14 protein-coding genes are annotated in these 16,218 nt (G+C 67.5%); 3 read left to right on the top strand and 11 right to left on the bottom strand.

The window, feature by feature from the left end; genetic code table 11:
- Positions 1 to 27: 27 nt before the first annotated feature.
- The 9 genes from ACQPYH_RS15140 to ACQPYH_RS15100 form a co-directional block, all read right to left on the bottom strand.
- Complete coding sequence (locus ACQPYH_RS15140) at positions 28 to 1,305, bottom strand: alpha/beta fold hydrolase (RefSeq protein ID WP_432891616.1); 1,278 nt, start codon at positions 1,303 to 1,305, stop codon at positions 28 to 30.
- A complete protein-coding gene (locus ACQPYH_RS15135; RefSeq protein ID WP_432891614.1) occupies positions 1,298 to 2,119 on the bottom strand; it encodes an ABC transporter ATP-binding protein in 822 nt (273 codons plus the stop codon). The genes ACQPYH_RS15140 and ACQPYH_RS15135 overlap by 8 nt, the downstream gene beginning before the upstream one ends.
- On the bottom strand, positions 2,116 to 2,916 hold the full coding sequence (locus ACQPYH_RS15130) for an ABC transporter ATP-binding protein (RefSeq protein ID WP_432891612.1): 801 nt from the start codon (positions 2,914 to 2,916) through the stop codon (positions 2,116 to 2,118). Before ACQPYH_RS15130 ends, ACQPYH_RS15135 begins: the two co-directional genes overlap by 4 nt.
- Positions 2,913 to 3,896: an ABC transporter permease gene (locus ACQPYH_RS15125; RefSeq protein WP_432891609.1), complete on the bottom strand. Its 984-nt coding sequence runs from the start codon at positions 3,894 to 3,896 to the stop codon at positions 2,913 to 2,915. Before ACQPYH_RS15125 ends, ACQPYH_RS15130 begins: the two co-directional genes overlap by 4 nt.
- Positions 3,893 to 4,846 carry an ABC transporter permease gene (locus ACQPYH_RS15120; protein WP_432891607.1) on the bottom strand — a complete coding sequence of 318 codons (954 nt, stop codon included), beginning with the start codon at positions 4,844 to 4,846 and terminating at the stop codon, positions 3,893 to 3,895. The genes ACQPYH_RS15125 and ACQPYH_RS15120 overlap by 4 nt, the downstream gene beginning before the upstream one ends.
- Entirely contained in the window at positions 4,843 to 6,540 is a 1,698-nt protein-coding gene (locus ACQPYH_RS15115; RefSeq protein ID WP_432891604.1) for an ABC transporter substrate-binding protein, read from the bottom strand. Before ACQPYH_RS15115 ends, ACQPYH_RS15120 begins: the two co-directional genes overlap by 4 nt.
- Positions 6,540 to 8,390 (bottom strand): glycoside hydrolase family 127 protein, encoded by a 1,851-nt coding sequence (locus tag ACQPYH_RS15110; RefSeq protein WP_432891602.1) that lies wholly within the window; start codon positions 8,388 to 8,390, stop codon positions 6,540 to 6,542. Before ACQPYH_RS15110 ends, ACQPYH_RS15115 begins: the two co-directional genes overlap by 1 nt.
- A gap of 208 nt (positions 8,391 to 8,598) precedes the next feature.
- Complete coding sequence (locus tag ACQPYH_RS15105; protein ID WP_432891599.1) at positions 8,599 to 11,121, bottom strand: polynucleotide kinase-phosphatase; 2,523 nt, start codon at positions 11,119 to 11,121, stop codon at positions 8,599 to 8,601.
- Positions 11,118 to 12,518 (bottom strand): 3' terminal RNA ribose 2'-O-methyltransferase Hen1, encoded by a 1,401-nt coding sequence (locus ACQPYH_RS15100; RefSeq protein WP_432891596.1) that lies wholly within the window; start codon positions 12,516 to 12,518, stop codon positions 11,118 to 11,120. Before ACQPYH_RS15100 ends, ACQPYH_RS15105 begins: the two co-directional genes overlap by 4 nt.
- Before the next feature lie 217 nt (positions 12,519 to 12,735).
- On the opposite strand from ACQPYH_RS15100, the gene ACQPYH_RS15095 reads away from it, so the two are divergent.
- Positions 12,736 to 13,059, top strand: coding sequence for a hypothetical protein (locus ACQPYH_RS15095; protein WP_137254287.1), 324 nt, complete (start codon positions 12,736 to 12,738; stop codon positions 13,057 to 13,059).
- A gap of 27 nt (positions 13,060 to 13,086) precedes the next feature.
- Here the strand turns inward: ACQPYH_RS15095 and folE are convergent, their stop codons facing one another.
- Positions 13,087 to 13,698, bottom strand: a complete 612-nt coding sequence (gene folE / locus ACQPYH_RS15090; RefSeq protein WP_130446910.1) for a GTP cyclohydrolase I FolE — start codon at positions 13,696 to 13,698, stop codon at positions 13,087 to 13,089.
- Between the two features lie 76 nt (positions 13,699 to 13,774).
- Here folE and ACQPYH_RS15085 point away from each other — a divergent pair, with 76 nt between their 5' ends.
- Together ACQPYH_RS15085 and ybaK are read left to right on the top strand one after the other, a co-directional pair.
- A complete protein-coding gene (locus tag ACQPYH_RS15085; RefSeq protein ID WP_432891592.1) occupies positions 13,775 to 14,461 on the top strand; it encodes a helix-turn-helix transcriptional regulator in 687 nt (228 codons plus the stop codon).
- Positions 14,448 to 14,936 carry a Cys-tRNA(Pro) deacylase gene (gene ybaK / locus ACQPYH_RS15080; protein WP_432891589.1) on the top strand — a complete coding sequence of 163 codons (489 nt, stop codon included), beginning with the start codon at positions 14,448 to 14,450 and terminating at the stop codon, positions 14,934 to 14,936. Before ACQPYH_RS15085 ends, ybaK begins: the two co-directional genes overlap by 14 nt.
- Here ybaK and ACQPYH_RS15075 read toward each other — a convergent pair.
- Positions 14,923 to 16,215, bottom strand: coding sequence for a glycoside hydrolase family 32 protein (locus ACQPYH_RS15075; protein ID WP_432891586.1), 1,293 nt, complete (start codon positions 16,213 to 16,215; stop codon positions 14,923 to 14,925). The two genes, ybaK and ACQPYH_RS15075, sit on opposite strands and share 14 nt — an antisense overlap.
- Positions 16,216 to 16,218: the final 3 nt, after the last annotated feature.

Below are 16,218 nucleotides of genomic sequence, written 5' to 3'. Positions count from 1 at the left end.
TCGCCGCCTATTGTGAAGCACCATCCCTCACCGCGCCGGGATGCCACCCCCGACGGACGCCACCAAGTCGGTGAGCCGCTCGAACACGCGGTCCGACCCGAGGCCGTCGTGCTCGTACTCGTTCGTCACCCAGGCCTGCAGGTTCCCGACCCGCCCGGCGGTGTCGAGCTGCAGCCCGGAGTCGACGTACATGTCGTCGAAGTAGACCGCTGCAGCGACCGGTACGTCGTTCGCCGCGAGCCGCTCGAGGTCGTACAGCTCGGGCCACCGCGGCCGCTGCGCCATCAGCTCGACCGCGCCCTGGAACGGCCGCAGCCCGCCGATCTCCTCGAACATCCAGGGGTACATCATCTCGCCGGTGAACAGCAGCGGCCGTGCGTCCTCGGCGAACTCCGGCCGCCGCGCCCGCTCGGCCTCAGCCGCCCACCCCGTCGCGCCCTCGCCGGATCCGTAGATGCTCTCCTGCAGCGCCGCGAACAGCGGATTCCCGAGGTACGACGACGATCCCAGCACCTGTCCGAGGAACGTGCTCGACAGCTCGTCACCGTCGAACGCCTCGTCGATCAGCCAGTGGATCCGCTCGTACCCGGGCTTCATCCCGAAGTCGATCCCGAGCGACTGGAACCGCCGTACCGTCAGCCGATCACCGTCCGGCAGCCGTACGTCGTCCGCCGCCAGCCGGTCCGCGATCGCGGCGACCTGCTCCACGTTGTGCGGGTAGCGCCGGTAGAACTCGCGGTTCTTCGCCTCGACGCGGGGATAGGTACGCCGGTACACCTCAGCCGCCGACGGATCGATCGACGCCAGCCCGCCGGTCACGTAGCAGGCGGTCAGACCCTCAGGCGCCTTGGACAAATAGGTGAGCGTGAGGAAGCCGCCGTAGCTCTGCCCCAGCGTCGACCACGGCTTGTCGCCGAAGACCGTCTTCCGCAGGTGCTCGGCATCCGCGATGATCGAGTCCGCCCGGAAGCACGCGAGGTAGTCGGCGCCGTCCTCGGCCGACATCGCCGCAATCCGCCGCCCGGTGACCGGCGTACTGCGCCCTGTGCCGCGCTGATCCATCAGCACGACCCGGTACTTCTTCAGCGCCTGCCCGACCCATCCGGCCGGTCCGGTCGGCCGCGGACCCTTGCCACCGGGCCCGCCCTGCAGGAACAGCAGGCACGGCAGATCCTCGTCCTTGCGGACCGGGTCGACGAGCTCACGGGCGAACACCGTGATCCGCTCGGAAGGAGCCGACCAGTCCAGCGGCACCTCCAGCGTGTGCTCGCGGACATGCATCCCAGGGATCGTGTACTCAACCATTGCGCCTCCTCCGTCTGGCGTCCCACTCCGGGTTGATCCGGGGTACGGCGGCCAGCAGCGTCTTCGTGTACTCGTCCTGCGGATCGCCGAACACCCGGTCCCGCGACCCAACCTCGACGATGCGGCCTTTGTTCATCACGGCCACGCGCTGGGAGATCTGCCGCACCACGGCCAGGTCGTGCGCGATGAAGATATAGCTGAACCCGCTCTCCCGCTGCAACCGCATCAGCAACTGCAGCACCTGCGCCTGGATCGACACGTCGAGCGCCGACACCGCCTCGTCGCAGATCACCAGCTTCGGGTTCACCGCGAGCGCACGAGCGATCCCGATCCGCTGCGCCTGCCCGCCGGAGAACTGCGCCGGGTACCGCCGGTAGTGATCCGGGTTCAGCCCGACGCGCTCCATCAGCTCCTGCGTGAACGCGCGACGCCCGCCGGCCGGCGCGATCCCCTGGTAGCTGAGCGGCGCGGTGATGATCCGCTCGACCGTGTACCGCGGGTTCAGCGACGAGAACGGGTCCTGGAACACCACTTGCACGTTGTTCCGGAACGTCGCCAACTCCTTGCCCTTGGCCCGTGTCACGTCCTGCCCGTCGAACACGACCGACCCGTTCGTCGGCTCCAGCAACCGGGCCGCGATCCGCGCCGTGGTCGACTTCCCGCTGCCCGACTCCCCCACGATCGCGAGCGTCTCGCCCAGCTCGACCTCGAAGCTCACGTCGTCCACCGCAGTGAACGTGGACTTCTTCGCCATCGCGCCTTCGCCCCGCGTGACGAACTGCTTCGTCACACCGCGGACCTGCAGCAACGTCATGCTGACACCTCGTCATCGATCCTGGGTACGGCGTCCAGCAGCATCCGCGTGTAGTCGTGCTGGGGGTCTGAGAACACCTGCTCAGCCGTCCCGTACTCGACCGGATCACCCTCGCGCATCACGAGCACTCGCTGCGCGATCGAACTGATCACAGCCAGGTCGTGGGTGATGAAGATCATCCCGGTCCCGGTCGTCGACTGCAGTTCGGCCAGCAACTCCAGGATCTGTGCCTGCACGGTCACGTCGAGCGCCGTCGTCGGCTCGTCCGCGATCAGCAACGAGGGCGAGCAGCACAACGCCATCGCGATCATGACTCGTTGCCGTTGGCCACCGGAGAACTGGTGCGGGTAGTGATCGACCCGCCGCCCAGGATCAGGAATCCCGACCCGCTCGAGCGCCTCGATCGCGACCTGCTTGGCCGCGCGTCGCGATCCGCCCTGGTGCGTCTGGTACATCTCCGAGATCTGCAGACCCACGGTGTAGTAGGGATTCAGTGACGACAGCGGGTCCTGGAACACCATCGAGATCGCGTTGCCGCGAACGGCTCTCAGGTCTCGCTCCGACTTGCCGAGCAACTCCGTGCCGTCCAGCCGGACACTCCCGGACGTCTGCGCACCACGCGGCAACAAGCCGAGGACGGCGAGCGCGGTCATCGACTTGCCCGATCCGGACTCGCCGACGATCCCGAGCGTGTCGTCGCGACCGACCGTGAACGACAGATTCTTCACCACCTCCACCGGACCACGACTTGTCGGCAAGGTGACAGTCAGATTGTCGACAATGAAGAGATCGCTCACGACGACACCACCCGCACCCGCGGATCCAGTGCCGTGTACAGCAGGTCCACCACGACGTTGCCGATGACAACGAAGAACGCAGCCAGCAGGGTCACCGCCATGATCACCGGCTGGTCGTTCTTGGCGATCGAGTCGGCCGCCATCTTGCCGATCCCGTTCAGCCCGAACACGGTCTCGGTGATCAGCGCGCCGCCGAGCAGCCCGGCGAAGTCCATCCCGAAGATCGTCGTGATCGGCGTCAACGCCGGCCGCAGTGCATGCCGGCGCATGATCAGCGAACCGCTCAGTCCCTTTGCGCGCGCAGTACGGAAGTAGTTCTCCGACAACGTGTCGATGACATTGCTCCGCGTCAGGCGTGCGTACAGGCAGGCGTAGCCGACGGCCAGGACGACCCACGGCATCAGGTACGACTCGAACCACAACACCGGGTTGTCCGCGAACGGCACCGCCGACGGGAACGGCAGCACCTGCAGCTTCACGACGAGCACGTACTGCAGCAGCAGCGCGAGCACGTAGTTCGGGATACTCACGCCGCCGAGCGCGAGCGCCATCGCCGTACGGTCCCACCAGGTACCTTGCTTCACGGCGCTGACGAGACCGCCGATGACGCCGACGAGCAGCCACAGTACGGCGGCGCCGACCGCGACCGTGATGCTGACGGGCAGCCGCGCGGTGATCATGCTCCAGACCGACTCGTTGGTCTGGAAGCTGTAGCCCAGACACGGCGCCGGGCAGTGCACCGAGCCGTACTGACGGCCCGCGAAGATGCCGTGCAGGAACTCCCAGAACTGGGTCAGGATCGGCTGGTTCAGCCCGAGTACGTCGCGGATCGAGTTGATCCGGTCCGGCGTGCACGTCTTGCCGCAGATCATCACCGCGGGATCCGGCGACAGCTTGAAGAAGATCAGATACGTGAACAGGCACACGGCCAGCAGGATCAGTACGACGCTGCCGAGCCGGCCCAGGACATAGCGCGTCATGCCGCCTCTCCTTGGTCGATCAGCGTGCGGATCTTGTCGCCGAGCACCGTCAGCGAGAGCACGGTGAGGAACAGGAACGCGCCGGGGATCGCGAAGAACATCGGGTCGACGGAGTACCAACTGACCGAGCTCGCGATCATCTGGCCCCACGACGCGGTCGGCGGCGAGACACCGACGCCGAGGAACGACAGGCCGGCCTCGGTGCCGATGAAGCCGGGGATCGCCAGTGTCGTCATCACCACGATCGAGCCGCGCAGGTTCGGCAGGATCTCCCGGAACACCACCTGGGTGTCCTTGGCCCCGGACGCCCGCGCCGCCTCGACGAACTCCCGGTTGGCCAGCGTCATCGTCTGCCCGCGGATCACCCGGGCCAGGTAGGGCCAGCCGAACACGCTGATCACCACGACCAGCAGCACCGGCCGGTTGCCCGACGGCAGCGACGACAGGATCGCGATCATGAAGATCAGCGCCGGGAACGCCATCAGGAAGTCCATCAGCCGCGAGATCACCTGGTCGACCCAGCCGCGGTAGAACCCGGCCAGCATGCCGAGTACGACGCCGAGGATCCCGGTGAGCAACGTTGCAGACAACGAGATCGTGATCGACACGCGGGCGCCGTACACGATCCGGGCGAACAGGTCGCGGCCGTTCTGCGGTTCGACGCCGAACCAGTGCGAGCCGCTGATCCCGCCGAGCGAGCCATGCGGTACGCCGCCGAGGTCGGAGTTGATCGCCGCCGAGTCGAACTGGTACGGCCCCCACCCGCTGATTTTCGTGATCAGCGGAGCGGCGACCGCCATCAGCACCACGATCGCCAGGAACACCAGGCACGCCAGCGCGCCCTTGTCCCGGGTGATCGTGGTGAGCACCCGCTTGCCCGAGGTGGGCGGTGCCAACGGCCCTGATGGCACCGCCTCCTCGACCTCGACAAGCGTCGGGCTGGTTGTCACTTCCCTGCGTCCTTGAGGCCGACCGAGACCAGGTCGATCCCGCCGGAGAAGCCGTCGTGCAGGTAGGCGCCGCCAATGTTGCTACCGACAAGCATCAGCACCTTCTCGTACAGCAGCGGGACGACCGGCGCGAGGGCCATGATCTGCTTGTCCAGCTCGCCGTACGCCGCGTTCGCCGCGTTGACGTCGGTGAGCTTGGCGATCTCGTCGATCTTCGCGTTGACGCCCGGGTCGTTCAGCTGCGACAGGTTCGTGTTGCCCTTCGGGGTGATGTTGCGGCCGTCGAACAGCGGCGGCAGGAACGTCGCACCGGACGCCCAGTCCGGGCACCAGCCGGTGATCGCCGCGTCGTGCTGCTGCGACGTCGTACCGATCACCTCGTAGTACGTCGCGGTGTCGATCGTGTTGATCTTCACGGTGATCTTCAGCGGCTCCAGCGCCTGCTGGATCGCGACCGCCATCGCCTGCATCTTCGGCTGCGCCCGGGTGTCCAGCGTCATCGTGAAACCGTTCGCCAGACCGGCCTCGGTCAGCAGCTTGCGGGCGCCGTCGACATCGCCTTTGTTGTCCGGACTCGGATACGGGTCGTAGTCCACCCGGCCGAGGATCGTCGGCGGCTGGATCGTGTTCCCTATCTCGGCGAGGGCCGATCCGCCGTCCGCGTCGCGCACGGTCTGCTTGTTGATCGCGAGGTTGATCGCCTGCCGCACCTTGACGTTGTCCAGCGGCTTCTTCGTGGTGTTGAGACCCATGTACGTCGTACAGCCGTTGATGCCGGTCATCGTGCGCTGCTTGAGCTGCGGCGTCTGCATCCGGGCGACGGTCGCGGCCTGGACCGTACCGGCGATCGCATCGGCGTCCGTGCCCTGGCCGGCGAGCATGCGCTCGTCGATCGTGGCCGGGTCGAGGCCGAACGTCCACTGGAACGCGTCCGGGTTCGCCGTCCGGACGTTGTCGGTCTTCTTGTCCCACTTGTCGTTGCGGACGAGCTTGAGCGACGCGCCCGGCTTGTAGTCGGCGAGCTTGTACGGACCGGACGAGATCGGCTTGCTGTCCAGCTGGTTGCCCGCGCCCTGGCCCTTCGGCACCGGGGTGAAGGTGTTCTGCGCGACCACGCTGCCGAAGTCCGCGAACGGCTTCTTCAGGTGGAACACGATCGTCTTCGCGTCCGGCGTCGCGATCGTTGCCAGGTCACCCGACTTGTAGGGGCCCTGGTACGACGCCGGCGCCTCGATCAGCTGCTTCGCGTACGGCGAGCCGATGCCGAGCTCGGGATCCCAGGCGCGCTCGACACCCCACTTCACGTCGGCGCTGGTGATCGGCGCGCCGGTCTCGAAGAACACTCCGTCCTTCAGCGTGAACGTCCAGGTCTTGCCGCCGTCGCTGGGCTTGCCGGTGTCGGTGGCGAGGTCCGGGACGATCTTGGTGCCTTCGGCACCTGGTGCGGCGCCCTGGGTGGTGAGCGTCCGGTAGATCAACCGGTAGAAGTTGTTGACGCCGCCGTCGAAGCCGCGGGCCGGGTCGAGGTGCGAGAAGGCCGCGTTCGCGAGCACCTGCAAGGTGCCGCCCTGTTCCGCCTTGGCACCCGGACCGGCGGCCGTTTGGCCGCTGGTACCGGACGTGCCGCCACCGCACGCGCTGAGGGTGAGCGCGGCGGTTGCCACCAGCCCGACGAGCATTGAAGTTCTCTTCATTAGCCTTCTCTTTCAGTTCGCAGCCACACACGCATGGCCAAGGCCTGACGGTTTCCCCACAGGAAGTACGGGACGAATGTCGCCGGCACTTCTTGGACGGCGGATTGTTTGCTTGCTTCGGTGAGGACGGGATAGAGCTCGGCCGGCGGCTCGGGTGCGACCCCGGCTGTCAGCTCGAGGACGAGATGGTCTTCGCGCTGCCGCGCAATCGCCGTACTGACAGCGCTCGGCGTCAGCAACAGGTCGTCGACCGGCGCGTCCACATCTTGTTGCTCGACGCAATAAACCAGCGGACCACGAGCCACCGCGATCGCATCCCGGGTCGCATCCAGGTACGGGTGCGACCCGTGCGCTCTCGGTGCCATCGGCAACGTCAGTCGCACGATGTCGCCGGGGACGAAGGTGCGGCGGACGACGACCCATCCGTCGTCGACCGGCGCCGGAGCCTCGACCTCGGCGCCGGGCAGGGCGAGCGTCGCCTCGGTCGCCCACACGGGGATCCGGAGCGCGATCGTGCGTTCCTCGGCCGGCGCGTTCTCGACCGTGAGGGTGATCTCGCCGTCCCACGGGTAGTTGGTGGAGACGCTGATTGCCAGGTCACCGGCGGTGATGTGAGCGTCGGCGTACACCCCGACGTACAGCACGTCGTCGCGGGCGACTGCCACCTGGTCCTGCAGCTCGGACATCCAGCGGACGATGTTCGGCGGGCAGCATGGGCACCCGAACCATGCGCGCCGCAGCAGTTCACCGCCGTCTTCGGCGCCGGATCGTTGCTCGTGATCCGGTCGCCGCTGCAGCGGGTTGTCGTAGAAGAACGCCGTACCGTCCGCCGAAAGCCCAACGGCATAAGCGTTGTAGAGCACAGTCTCGTAGACATCGAGGTACGACGCCTTGCCGGTGGCAACGAACATCCGCCACGCCCACTGCATCGTCGCGATCGCGGCGCACGTCTCGGCGTACGCACGCTCGGACGGCAACTCGTACCGATCGCCGATCGCCTCGTCGGAGTGCCGGCTGCCGAGCCCGCCGGTGAGGTAGAGCTTGGTCGCGACCATGTCGTCCCAGAGCCGCTCGAGCGCGGCCAGCAGCGTCTGATCGCCCGTCTCCAGGTAGACGTCCGTCGCGCCGGCCGCCAGATAAGCCATCCGGACGGCGTGCCCGATGACCGACGGCAGCTCGCGGAACGGGACGTGATCCTGGAAGTACTCGCCCGGGAAGATCGTGTGCTTGAGCTTCCCGTGCCCGCGCCGATCGACGAACAGCTGCGCCTGGGTCAGGTAGTCCTGGTTGCCGGTTTCTCGATAAAGCTCGACGAGCGCCATCTCCACCTCGGGATGCCCGTCGACGACCTCCTCGCCGTGCTCGCCGTACTTGCTCACCACGAGGTCGGTGAACTTGCAGGCGATCGTCAGCAGCCGGTCGTCGCCGAGCCGGCGGTTCGCGGCGACGGCGGCCTGGATGAGGTGGCCGAGGTTGTACAGCTCGTGCCCCCAGCCGAGATCGGACCACGGCTGCTTGGGCTGGTCCGGGTCCTGGAAGTACGAGTTCAGGTAGCCGTCCTCGGCCTGCGCCTCTTCCAGCAGTACGACGACCTCGTCGAAGAACTCCCGCGCGCCGGCCGGCGCGTCCTCGCGGCCCACCTCGTACGCGAGCCCTTCGAGCGTCTTGTACAGATCCGTGTCCAGGAACGGGTACCGTCCGCGGTACGGCCCGACCGACGGATCGGCGAGCCGGCGCAGGTTCTCCAGGTTCCCGGCCTTCCGCAGTTCCCCGATGACATGCGGGATCGTCGCGACCCGGTTCCGCCGCTGCCAACTCCCCAGCAGCCCACCGGTCAGCTCTACCCTCACCTCAGTACCGTGTGACATTGCACTGACCTTAAGTGCAATGTCACACCTTGCCAAGAGATTCCCGAGGACGTTTACACGCTGGAAACCTTCAGGAGCGGCAGCTCGACAGGACGTATATGTCCACAGCCGGCCCGCTCACGCCTGAGCCGCGCGTGGATTGCCGGGTAGTGGGCGTATACGTCCTGTCGAGCTGCCCGACCGTCGCCGATCACAGGCGCGGGTCGATCGGTTCTGATTCGAGGGCTAGGACGGCGAAGACGCATTCGTGGATGCGCCAGAGGGGCTCGCCGCGGGCGGCTCGGTCGAGGGACTCGAGGCCTAGGGCGTACTCGCGCAGGGCTAGTGAGCGCTTGTGGCCCAGGTTGCGGTCCCGGAGGCGGGTGAAGTTGGCGGGGTCTGTGTAGTCGGGGCCGTAGATGAGGCGCAGGTACTCCTGCCCGCGGACCTTCAGACCGGGCTGGGCGAGGCCCTTCCCGGTGCGGGTCAGGTTCGCGGCCGGCTTGACGACCATGCCCTCCCCGCCGGCCCCGGTGAGCTCTTCCCACCAGGCGATTCCGGCGTCCCAGTTGTCCGCGTCGACGAACAGCCGGCGCGTCTGCGTGATCAGCTCCGGACCCTTGGCCACCATCCGGTCGGCGACATCGAGGTGCCACGCGTGCGGCCGGTCCTGGTACGTCGCCCCCTCGGACGCCAGCACCTGGAACGGCGCCAGCCGTACTCCGTCGAGCCCGTCGGTCGGCCAGCAGTAGCGGCGGTACGCCTCGGTGAACTTTGCGGCGTTCGTCGTACGGCGCTCCATCGAGGCCAGCAGCTCCCCCACGTCCAGCCCGGCATTGACCGCGGACCGTAGCGCGGCGGTTGCTGCGGGCAACGACGTACGTGCGGCCGCGCCGACTGCGGCGTACTGGTTGCGGAGCAGGTCCTCGGCCTTCGCGCTCCACGGGAGCAGCTCCGCGTCGAGCAAGAGCCACGACGTGTCGAGCTCCTCGAAGATGCCGGCATCGGCGGCGACGCGGCGCAGCCGGAGCAGCAGCTCGTCGGTCAGGTCCGCGTCGAAGAACGACCGCCCGGTGCGAGTGTGGATCGCACCCCGGCCGGCAAGGCCGAAGCGTTTCTCCGCGACGTCATCGTCCCGCGTCAGCAGCACGACCGCGCGCGAACCCATGTGCTTCTCCTCGCACACCAGCTCGGTGACGCCTTGCGCGCGGTACGTCTCGAACGCCTGCCGCGGGTGCTCCAGCAGCCCCGGCTCGGGCGACGTCGCGACCGGGCTCATCGTCGGCGGCAGGTACAGCAGGAACCGCGGATCGATCGCGAACCGGCTCATCACCTCGAGCGCCGCACCGGCCTGCTCGGCGCGGACGCTCAGTCGCCCGTGCGTCGCGGTCTCGATCACGCGGCGTCCGGTCACGTCGGTGAACTCGAGTACGTCGGGTTCGCGCGACGGGGCGGTTGCCACATGCAACGGTTTGGCCGGCGCGTAGTACTCCTCGGCGGCCTTCACCGACACCAGCTCGCGCTCGGGATAACGCAGCGCGGTCAGCGAGCCACCGAAGACACAGCCGGTGTCGAGACAGATCGTGTTGTTGATCCACTCCGGCTCGGGCGTCGGCGTGTGGCCGTAGACGACCATCGCACGACCGCGGTAGTCGTTCGCCCACGGGTAGCGCACGGGCAGGCCGAACTCGTCCGTCTCCCCCGTCGTCTCGCCGTACAGGCAGAAGGAGCGGACGCGCCCGGACGCACGACCGTGCATGCGCTCGACCAGGCCGGCGTGCGAGACGACCAGCTTGCCGCCGTCGAACACGTAGTGCGAGATCAGCCCGTCGATGAAGGTTTCGACCTCGCCGCGGAACTCCTGCGGCTCCAGCGCGAGCTGCTCGAGCGTGGTTTCGAGGCCGTGGCTGATCTTCACGTTCTTGCCGCGGAGCGCCCGGAGCAGCTTGTCCTCGTGGTTGCCGGGTACGCAGTACGCGTTGCCGTTGGCAACCATGCCCATAACGAGACGCAGTACGCCGGGGCTGTCGGGGCCGCGGTCTACGAGGTCACCGACGAATACGGCGCGGCGGTCCGGGTGTGCGGCGTCGGTCGGGCGGCCGGCGTCGTCGCGGGTGATCGTGTAGCCGAGGTCCGTGAGCAGCTGCTCGAGCTCGGGACGGCAGCCGTGGACGTCGCCGATGACGTCGAACGGGCCGGTCTGGTCCTTCAGGTCGTTGAACAGTCGCGTGCGTTCGATGCTGACGGCATCGATTTCGTCGACGCTGTTCAGCACGTGAACGGTCCGGAAGCCTTCGTGCTTGAGGCTTCGTAGGCCGCGCTTCAGTTGTGAGCGCTGCCGGGTGATCACCTTCGCGCCGAACTGCCGGTCCGCACGCTGCTCGGTGCGCTCGATACACACCCGCTCCGGCGGGTCGAGCACGATCGCGACCGGCAGTACGTCGTACTCCCGCGCGAGATTCACCAGCTCCTTGCGCGCGTCGGGCTGCACGTTGGTCGCGTCGATCACCGTCAACCGCCCGGCAGCAAGCCGCTTCCCCGCGATGAAGTTCAACACCTCGAAGGCGTCCTTGGTCGCAGCCTGATCATTCTCATCGTCCGACACCAACCCACGACAAAAGTCACTCGAAATCACCTCAGTCGCCAGAAAGTGCTCCCGCGCAAACGTCGACTTCCCGGAGCCGCTCGCTCCCACCAGAACCACCAGGGAGAGCGCTGGTACGTCGATCTTCATCGTGCGTCCTCCCGTCGGAACAGTGCTAGCTGGGTTGGTGGGCCTACCTCGGGGTCGGGTGGGCCTACGGGGCGGAATTCGACTGAGTAGTTGTAGCGGGTGGCGACTTCGTGGGACCAGGATTCGAATTCGGGGCGGGTCCATTCGAAGCGGTGGTCGGGGTGGCGGTAGTTGCCGGCGGGGAGGGAGGAGAAGAGGGCGTTGTACTCGCTGTTCGGGGTGGTGACTACGACGGCTGCTGGGCGGGCGGCGTGGAAGACGGAATGGGCCAGGGCGGGTAGGCGTGGTGGGTCGACGTGTTCGATGACCTCCATGAGGACGACGGCGTCCAGGCCGGCGAGGCGCTCGTCGGAGTACGTGACTGATGACTGCAGGAAACGCAACCGGTCGCGTTGTCGATCGGGCAGGTCGTCGTAGTGCAGGCGTCGTTTGGCACCGATCAGCGCTCGCGCCGACACGTCCGTCGCGATCAGCTCACCGATCATCGGGTCCTTCAACAGCTCGCCGACGAGCGCGCCCTCGCCACAGCCGATGTCCGCGATACGTCGCGCGCCGAGCTCACGCAGTACGCCGGCCGCCACGCCGCGACGCTCGACCGCGAGCGACACCGAGCCCTCGTCGGACGACTCGTCAGCCAGCTCCACGCCGTCGACCTCGGCGAGCCGCTCGAGCGCCGCATCGGCCAGATACCGCCGGTGCGCGAGATAGCGACGCGAGATCAACTCCTTCTCGGGATGCGCACCCAGCCACCCCTCGCCGGCACGCACCAGCTTGTCGACCTCGTCCGAGCCGACCCAATAGTGCTTGGCGTCGTCCAGCACGGGCAGCATCACATACAAGTGGTTGAGCGCATCGGCCAGCCGCAGTACGCCGGTCAGCCGCAGGTCGACGTACCGCGAATCACCCCAGGCTGGGATCTCCGGATCGAGCGGCACCGGGCGCGCGTCGACGGTCCACCCAAGCGGCGCGAACAACCGCTCGGCCAGATCGGACCCGCCCCGGCACGGCAACGCAGGCACGTGGATCTCGAGCGGAATCGCGCGCGCCGCCAACTCCGGACGCGCGTCACAGCGACCGTTCATCGCCGTCCGGAACAGCTTCGCCAAGGCCACGGCGAGCAGGCTCGAGGCGGCGTACGGGCGATCGTTCACGTACTGCCCGAGCGTGAATCCTTCGGCCGCCTTGCCGCGGCCGGACCGGACCAGCGCGATCGGGTCGATCTCCAGCAGGACCGCCGCCGTACACCGCGCGTCGGTCGCCTCGGGGTAGAAGACATGGGCCGATCCGCCGGTGACCTCGATCAGCTGCGGCCGGGCCGGGTTCTTGTGCAACAGGAACCCGAAATCACTCGCAGGCGCGTCTATTCCGGTCAGGTCGGTACCAAGCGTCAGGAACACCGCGCTATTCGATCACGGGTCGAGGAATGAGACACGCGGATTGAGGGCTGGCGTGTTCGGCCCTTTGGATCTAGCTTGTGTTGAGAAGATGAGTCGCTACAGACCGTCCTTCCCCGCTGACAGTCGGTAAATGTCCCCGGTTTGTGGCGAGAGCCCAAGCACGTGACTACGGGGAAAGGATCATGGCACCAATCTGTCGCCTCCCGGGGTGTAGCCGGTGAAACCCCAGACATTCGAACTCGTCCGGTACACCGACATCAGCGGGGTTTCCGGTACCGGCGTCGTCGCCGAAGGCTGTGTCTTCACCGACGGCTCGGTCGCGCTCCGCTGGCACGGCGCGAACCCCTCCACGGCCGTCTGGCCGGACCTGGATTCCATCCTCGCCGTTCACGGCCACTGCGGCGCGACCGTGGTGCGCTGGCTGGACGTCTCGGAGATGGAGCCGGTGCCGGGCACCGACCTGCTGCCGGGCGAGCTCACGCACATCCTCGCCACCGGACGCCGCACCCACCACCACCCGCCGGCCGTAGCGTCGGCCTGACCGGACCTTCGGGACTGACCGCCCAGCCTACGGGGTGAGGCCGGTCAGCGCGAAGAACTCCTGCCGTGAACTGGGGTTGTCGCGCAGGATCCCCTGCAGCGACGACGTGACCGTCTTCGAGCCGGCCGCCCGTACGCCGCGCAGCGACATGCACTGATGCTCGGCCTCGATCACCACGCCGACGCCCTTCGGGTCGAGGTGGTCCTGCAGCCAGTCGGCGACTTGCTTCGTCAGCCGCTCCTGCACCTGGAAGTCACGCGCGAACAGCTCCACCACCCGGGCCAGCTTCGACAGCCCGAGGATGCGGTCCCCCGGCAGATACCCGACGTGGGCGACGCCCTGGAACGGCAGCAGGTGGTGCTCACACAACGACTGCACCGGGATGTCCTTGGCCAGGACGAGCTCGTCGTACCCCTCGTCGTTCGGGAACGTCGTCAGCTCGAACTCCCGCGGCGTGAGCATCTCCGCGTACGCGTTCGCGACCCGGCGCGGGGTGTCCGCCAGGTGTGCGCTCTCCGGGTCCCGCCCGAGCGCGGTCAGCAGATCCGCCACCGCGCGCTGCGCGGCCGGAAGGTCAATCTCCGCCCGCCGCGCGACGATATGGAGGGGGACGGACTCGAGGTCGGCCGAGATCGCCATCTGCACACTCCCTGAGGTCTCAACGAACTGCCACTATAACTGTTACATCAACCCAAGTTGTCGATAGAATCATCCCGTGGACACGTCGTGGGACACAGAGGTTCAGGCAGTCGCCGCATTGGAGGAGCCGACCCGCCGCCGGCTCTACGAGTACGTCGTCGGCTCGGCCGACCCGGTGAGCCGGGACGAGGCCGCGGCCGAGCTCGGCATCCCCCGGACGACGGTCGCGTTCCATCTGGACCGGCTCACCGAAGAGGGCCTGCTCGACACCTGCTTCGAGCGCCGGAGCGGACGCACCGGCCCGGGCGCCGGACGACCCGCGAAGCTGTACCTGCGCTCCAACCGCGAGATCGAGATCACCCTCCCCGAGCGTCAGTACGCCGTTGCCGGCCGCCTGCTCGCCGCCGCCATCGAAGACGCCGAAGCCAGCGGTACGTCGCCTCGCGCGGCGGTCAATCACCGCGCCCGCGAGTACGGCGAAGCGATCGGCCGCGATGCCGGGGACGGCCCGGTGATCGAGATCCTGGCGTCGCACGGCTTCGAACCGCGCGCGGACAAGGACGGCATCGCGCTGGTCAACTGCCCCTTCCAGCGCATCGCCCAGGAGCAACCCAAGCTGGTCTGCGGGATGAACCTGCACCTGCTGGCCGGCATCGTCGACGCACTCGACCTCCCGTACGAGGCCCGCTTGGACCCGTCTCCAGGTCACTGCTGCGTTCGGCTCGTGCCTGCGGGATTAAGCTCACCGGGTGGCGAAGAGTAAGCAGAGTCAGGGCACTCCGGCGACGGTTGCGCTGACGAAGGCGAAGGTCGAGTTCACGGCGCACGCGTACGAGCACGACCCGGCGGCGAAGTCGTACGGGCTGGAGGCCGCCGAGGCGCTCGGCCTGGACCCGGAGCAGGTGTTCAAGACGCTGCTCGTCGAGGTCGACGGCAAGCTCGCGGTCGGCGTCGTACCGGTCGGGAAGCAGCTTGATCTGAAGGCGATCGCGGCCGCGGCCGGCGGCAAGAAGGCGGTGATGGCCGACCCGGCCGCCGCCGAGCGCACGACCGGGTACGTCGTCGGCGGCATCAGCCCGATCGGCCAGAAGCGCGCACTGCCCACGGTCGTCGACAGCACCGCTGCCGACCACCCAACGGTCTACGTGTCGGGCGGCCGGCGCGGTTTCGACATCGGCCTGTCCCCCGCCGACCTGATTACCGTGACCAAGGCTCGTACGGCGGCTATCGCCAGATAGACCCGAGCTCGTGGATCGTCAGCTGCTCCACGATCGCCCGCCCCTCGGCCACCAGCTCGAGCTCGGCCGGACGAACGTTGTAGCTCTGGTAGACCGCACCGTCGTTCCCGAACACGTCCAGCTGATCCCGGTCGACCAGTAGGTGGAGCTTGATCCGGCCGTTGACCGGTTCGAGCTTGGCGCCGTCGAGCTTCTGGTCCTGGTACGTCACGTCGCGGCCGACCTTCAGCGTGAAGCTCGTGACTTGGCTGACGTCGACAGTCGCTTCCAGCTCGTAGGTACTGCCTGCCGGGAATTGCCAGCTGTCGGCGACCGTCAGGTTCTCCCAGGTCTGCGTGCTTTCGCGGAGCGACGCAAGCTCCGGGATCGGGGTACTGAAGACGCGGAGGCCGTCGTCGGTGTGGTGCAGGGTGAGATCGACCGGGAACGACGCGTTGCCGGTCCAGATCGAGCCCTTGTTCTCGCCTTGCCAGGCCATCGACACGATGCGCCCGTCCGGCACGTTCTCGAAGGTCAGGCCCGCGTAGTACCCAGCTCCGGCGAACGTCTCGGTCTGGTTGAGCTTCTGTGGCTCGGTCCAGTCCGAGTGGTACGTCGTACCGTCCCACTCGCCGACGACGTACTTGCCGCTGCCGCCGTGCAGGAGCCAGCGGTAGCCGTCGTCGATCGGCATCCGGATCAGGTTCGGGCACTCGAACAGCCAGTCGGCCGAGTAGCGCGACGTGAACGTCCAGTCGAGCAGGTTGATCGAGGTGTAGAAGTCGACGCCGTTCCCGCCCTCGTCCGACCACACGACCATCCCCCAGGTCTCTGAGACCGGGTCCCGGAACACCTTCGGGTCGCGGCTCGTGCCGCCGGGGGTGACGACCTTCTTGCCGTCGGCGTACGTCAGGAACGTGTTGCCGCCGTCCAGGCTGTAGAAGACGGTCACGCCGTTCGTGCCGGAGGACACGAGGATCGGGTCGTCCTCGCCGGCCTTCAGACCGCTGACGTTCTCGAGGTCGACGACCCCGCCACCGGACCACAAGTCACCGGGGTGGAGCTGTGGGTCGAGGGCGATCGGTTGTTGCGTCCAGTGCACGAGGTCGGTGCTGGTCGCGTGACCCCAGTGCATGGTGTCCCAGACCAGGCTGCTCGGCGCGTGCTGGTAGTAGAGGTGATACACGCCGCGGTAGTACAGCGGCGCGTTCACGTCGTTCATCCAGCCGGCGCGCGTGCTGAAGTGGAACTGCCCGCGGTTGTCTTCTTGGTAGTTCGTCGCTGGATAGGGGTAGGTCATGGC

This window comes from Kribbella sp. CA-245084 (assembly GCF_050942355.1).
In the GTDB taxonomy this organism is placed as follows: domain Bacteria; phylum Actinomycetota; class Actinomycetes; order Propionibacteriales; family Kribbellaceae; genus Kribbella.
The sequence above is the reverse complement of the archived record's forward strand: the minus strand, read 5'-3'. Positions and strand labels throughout refer to the sequence as shown.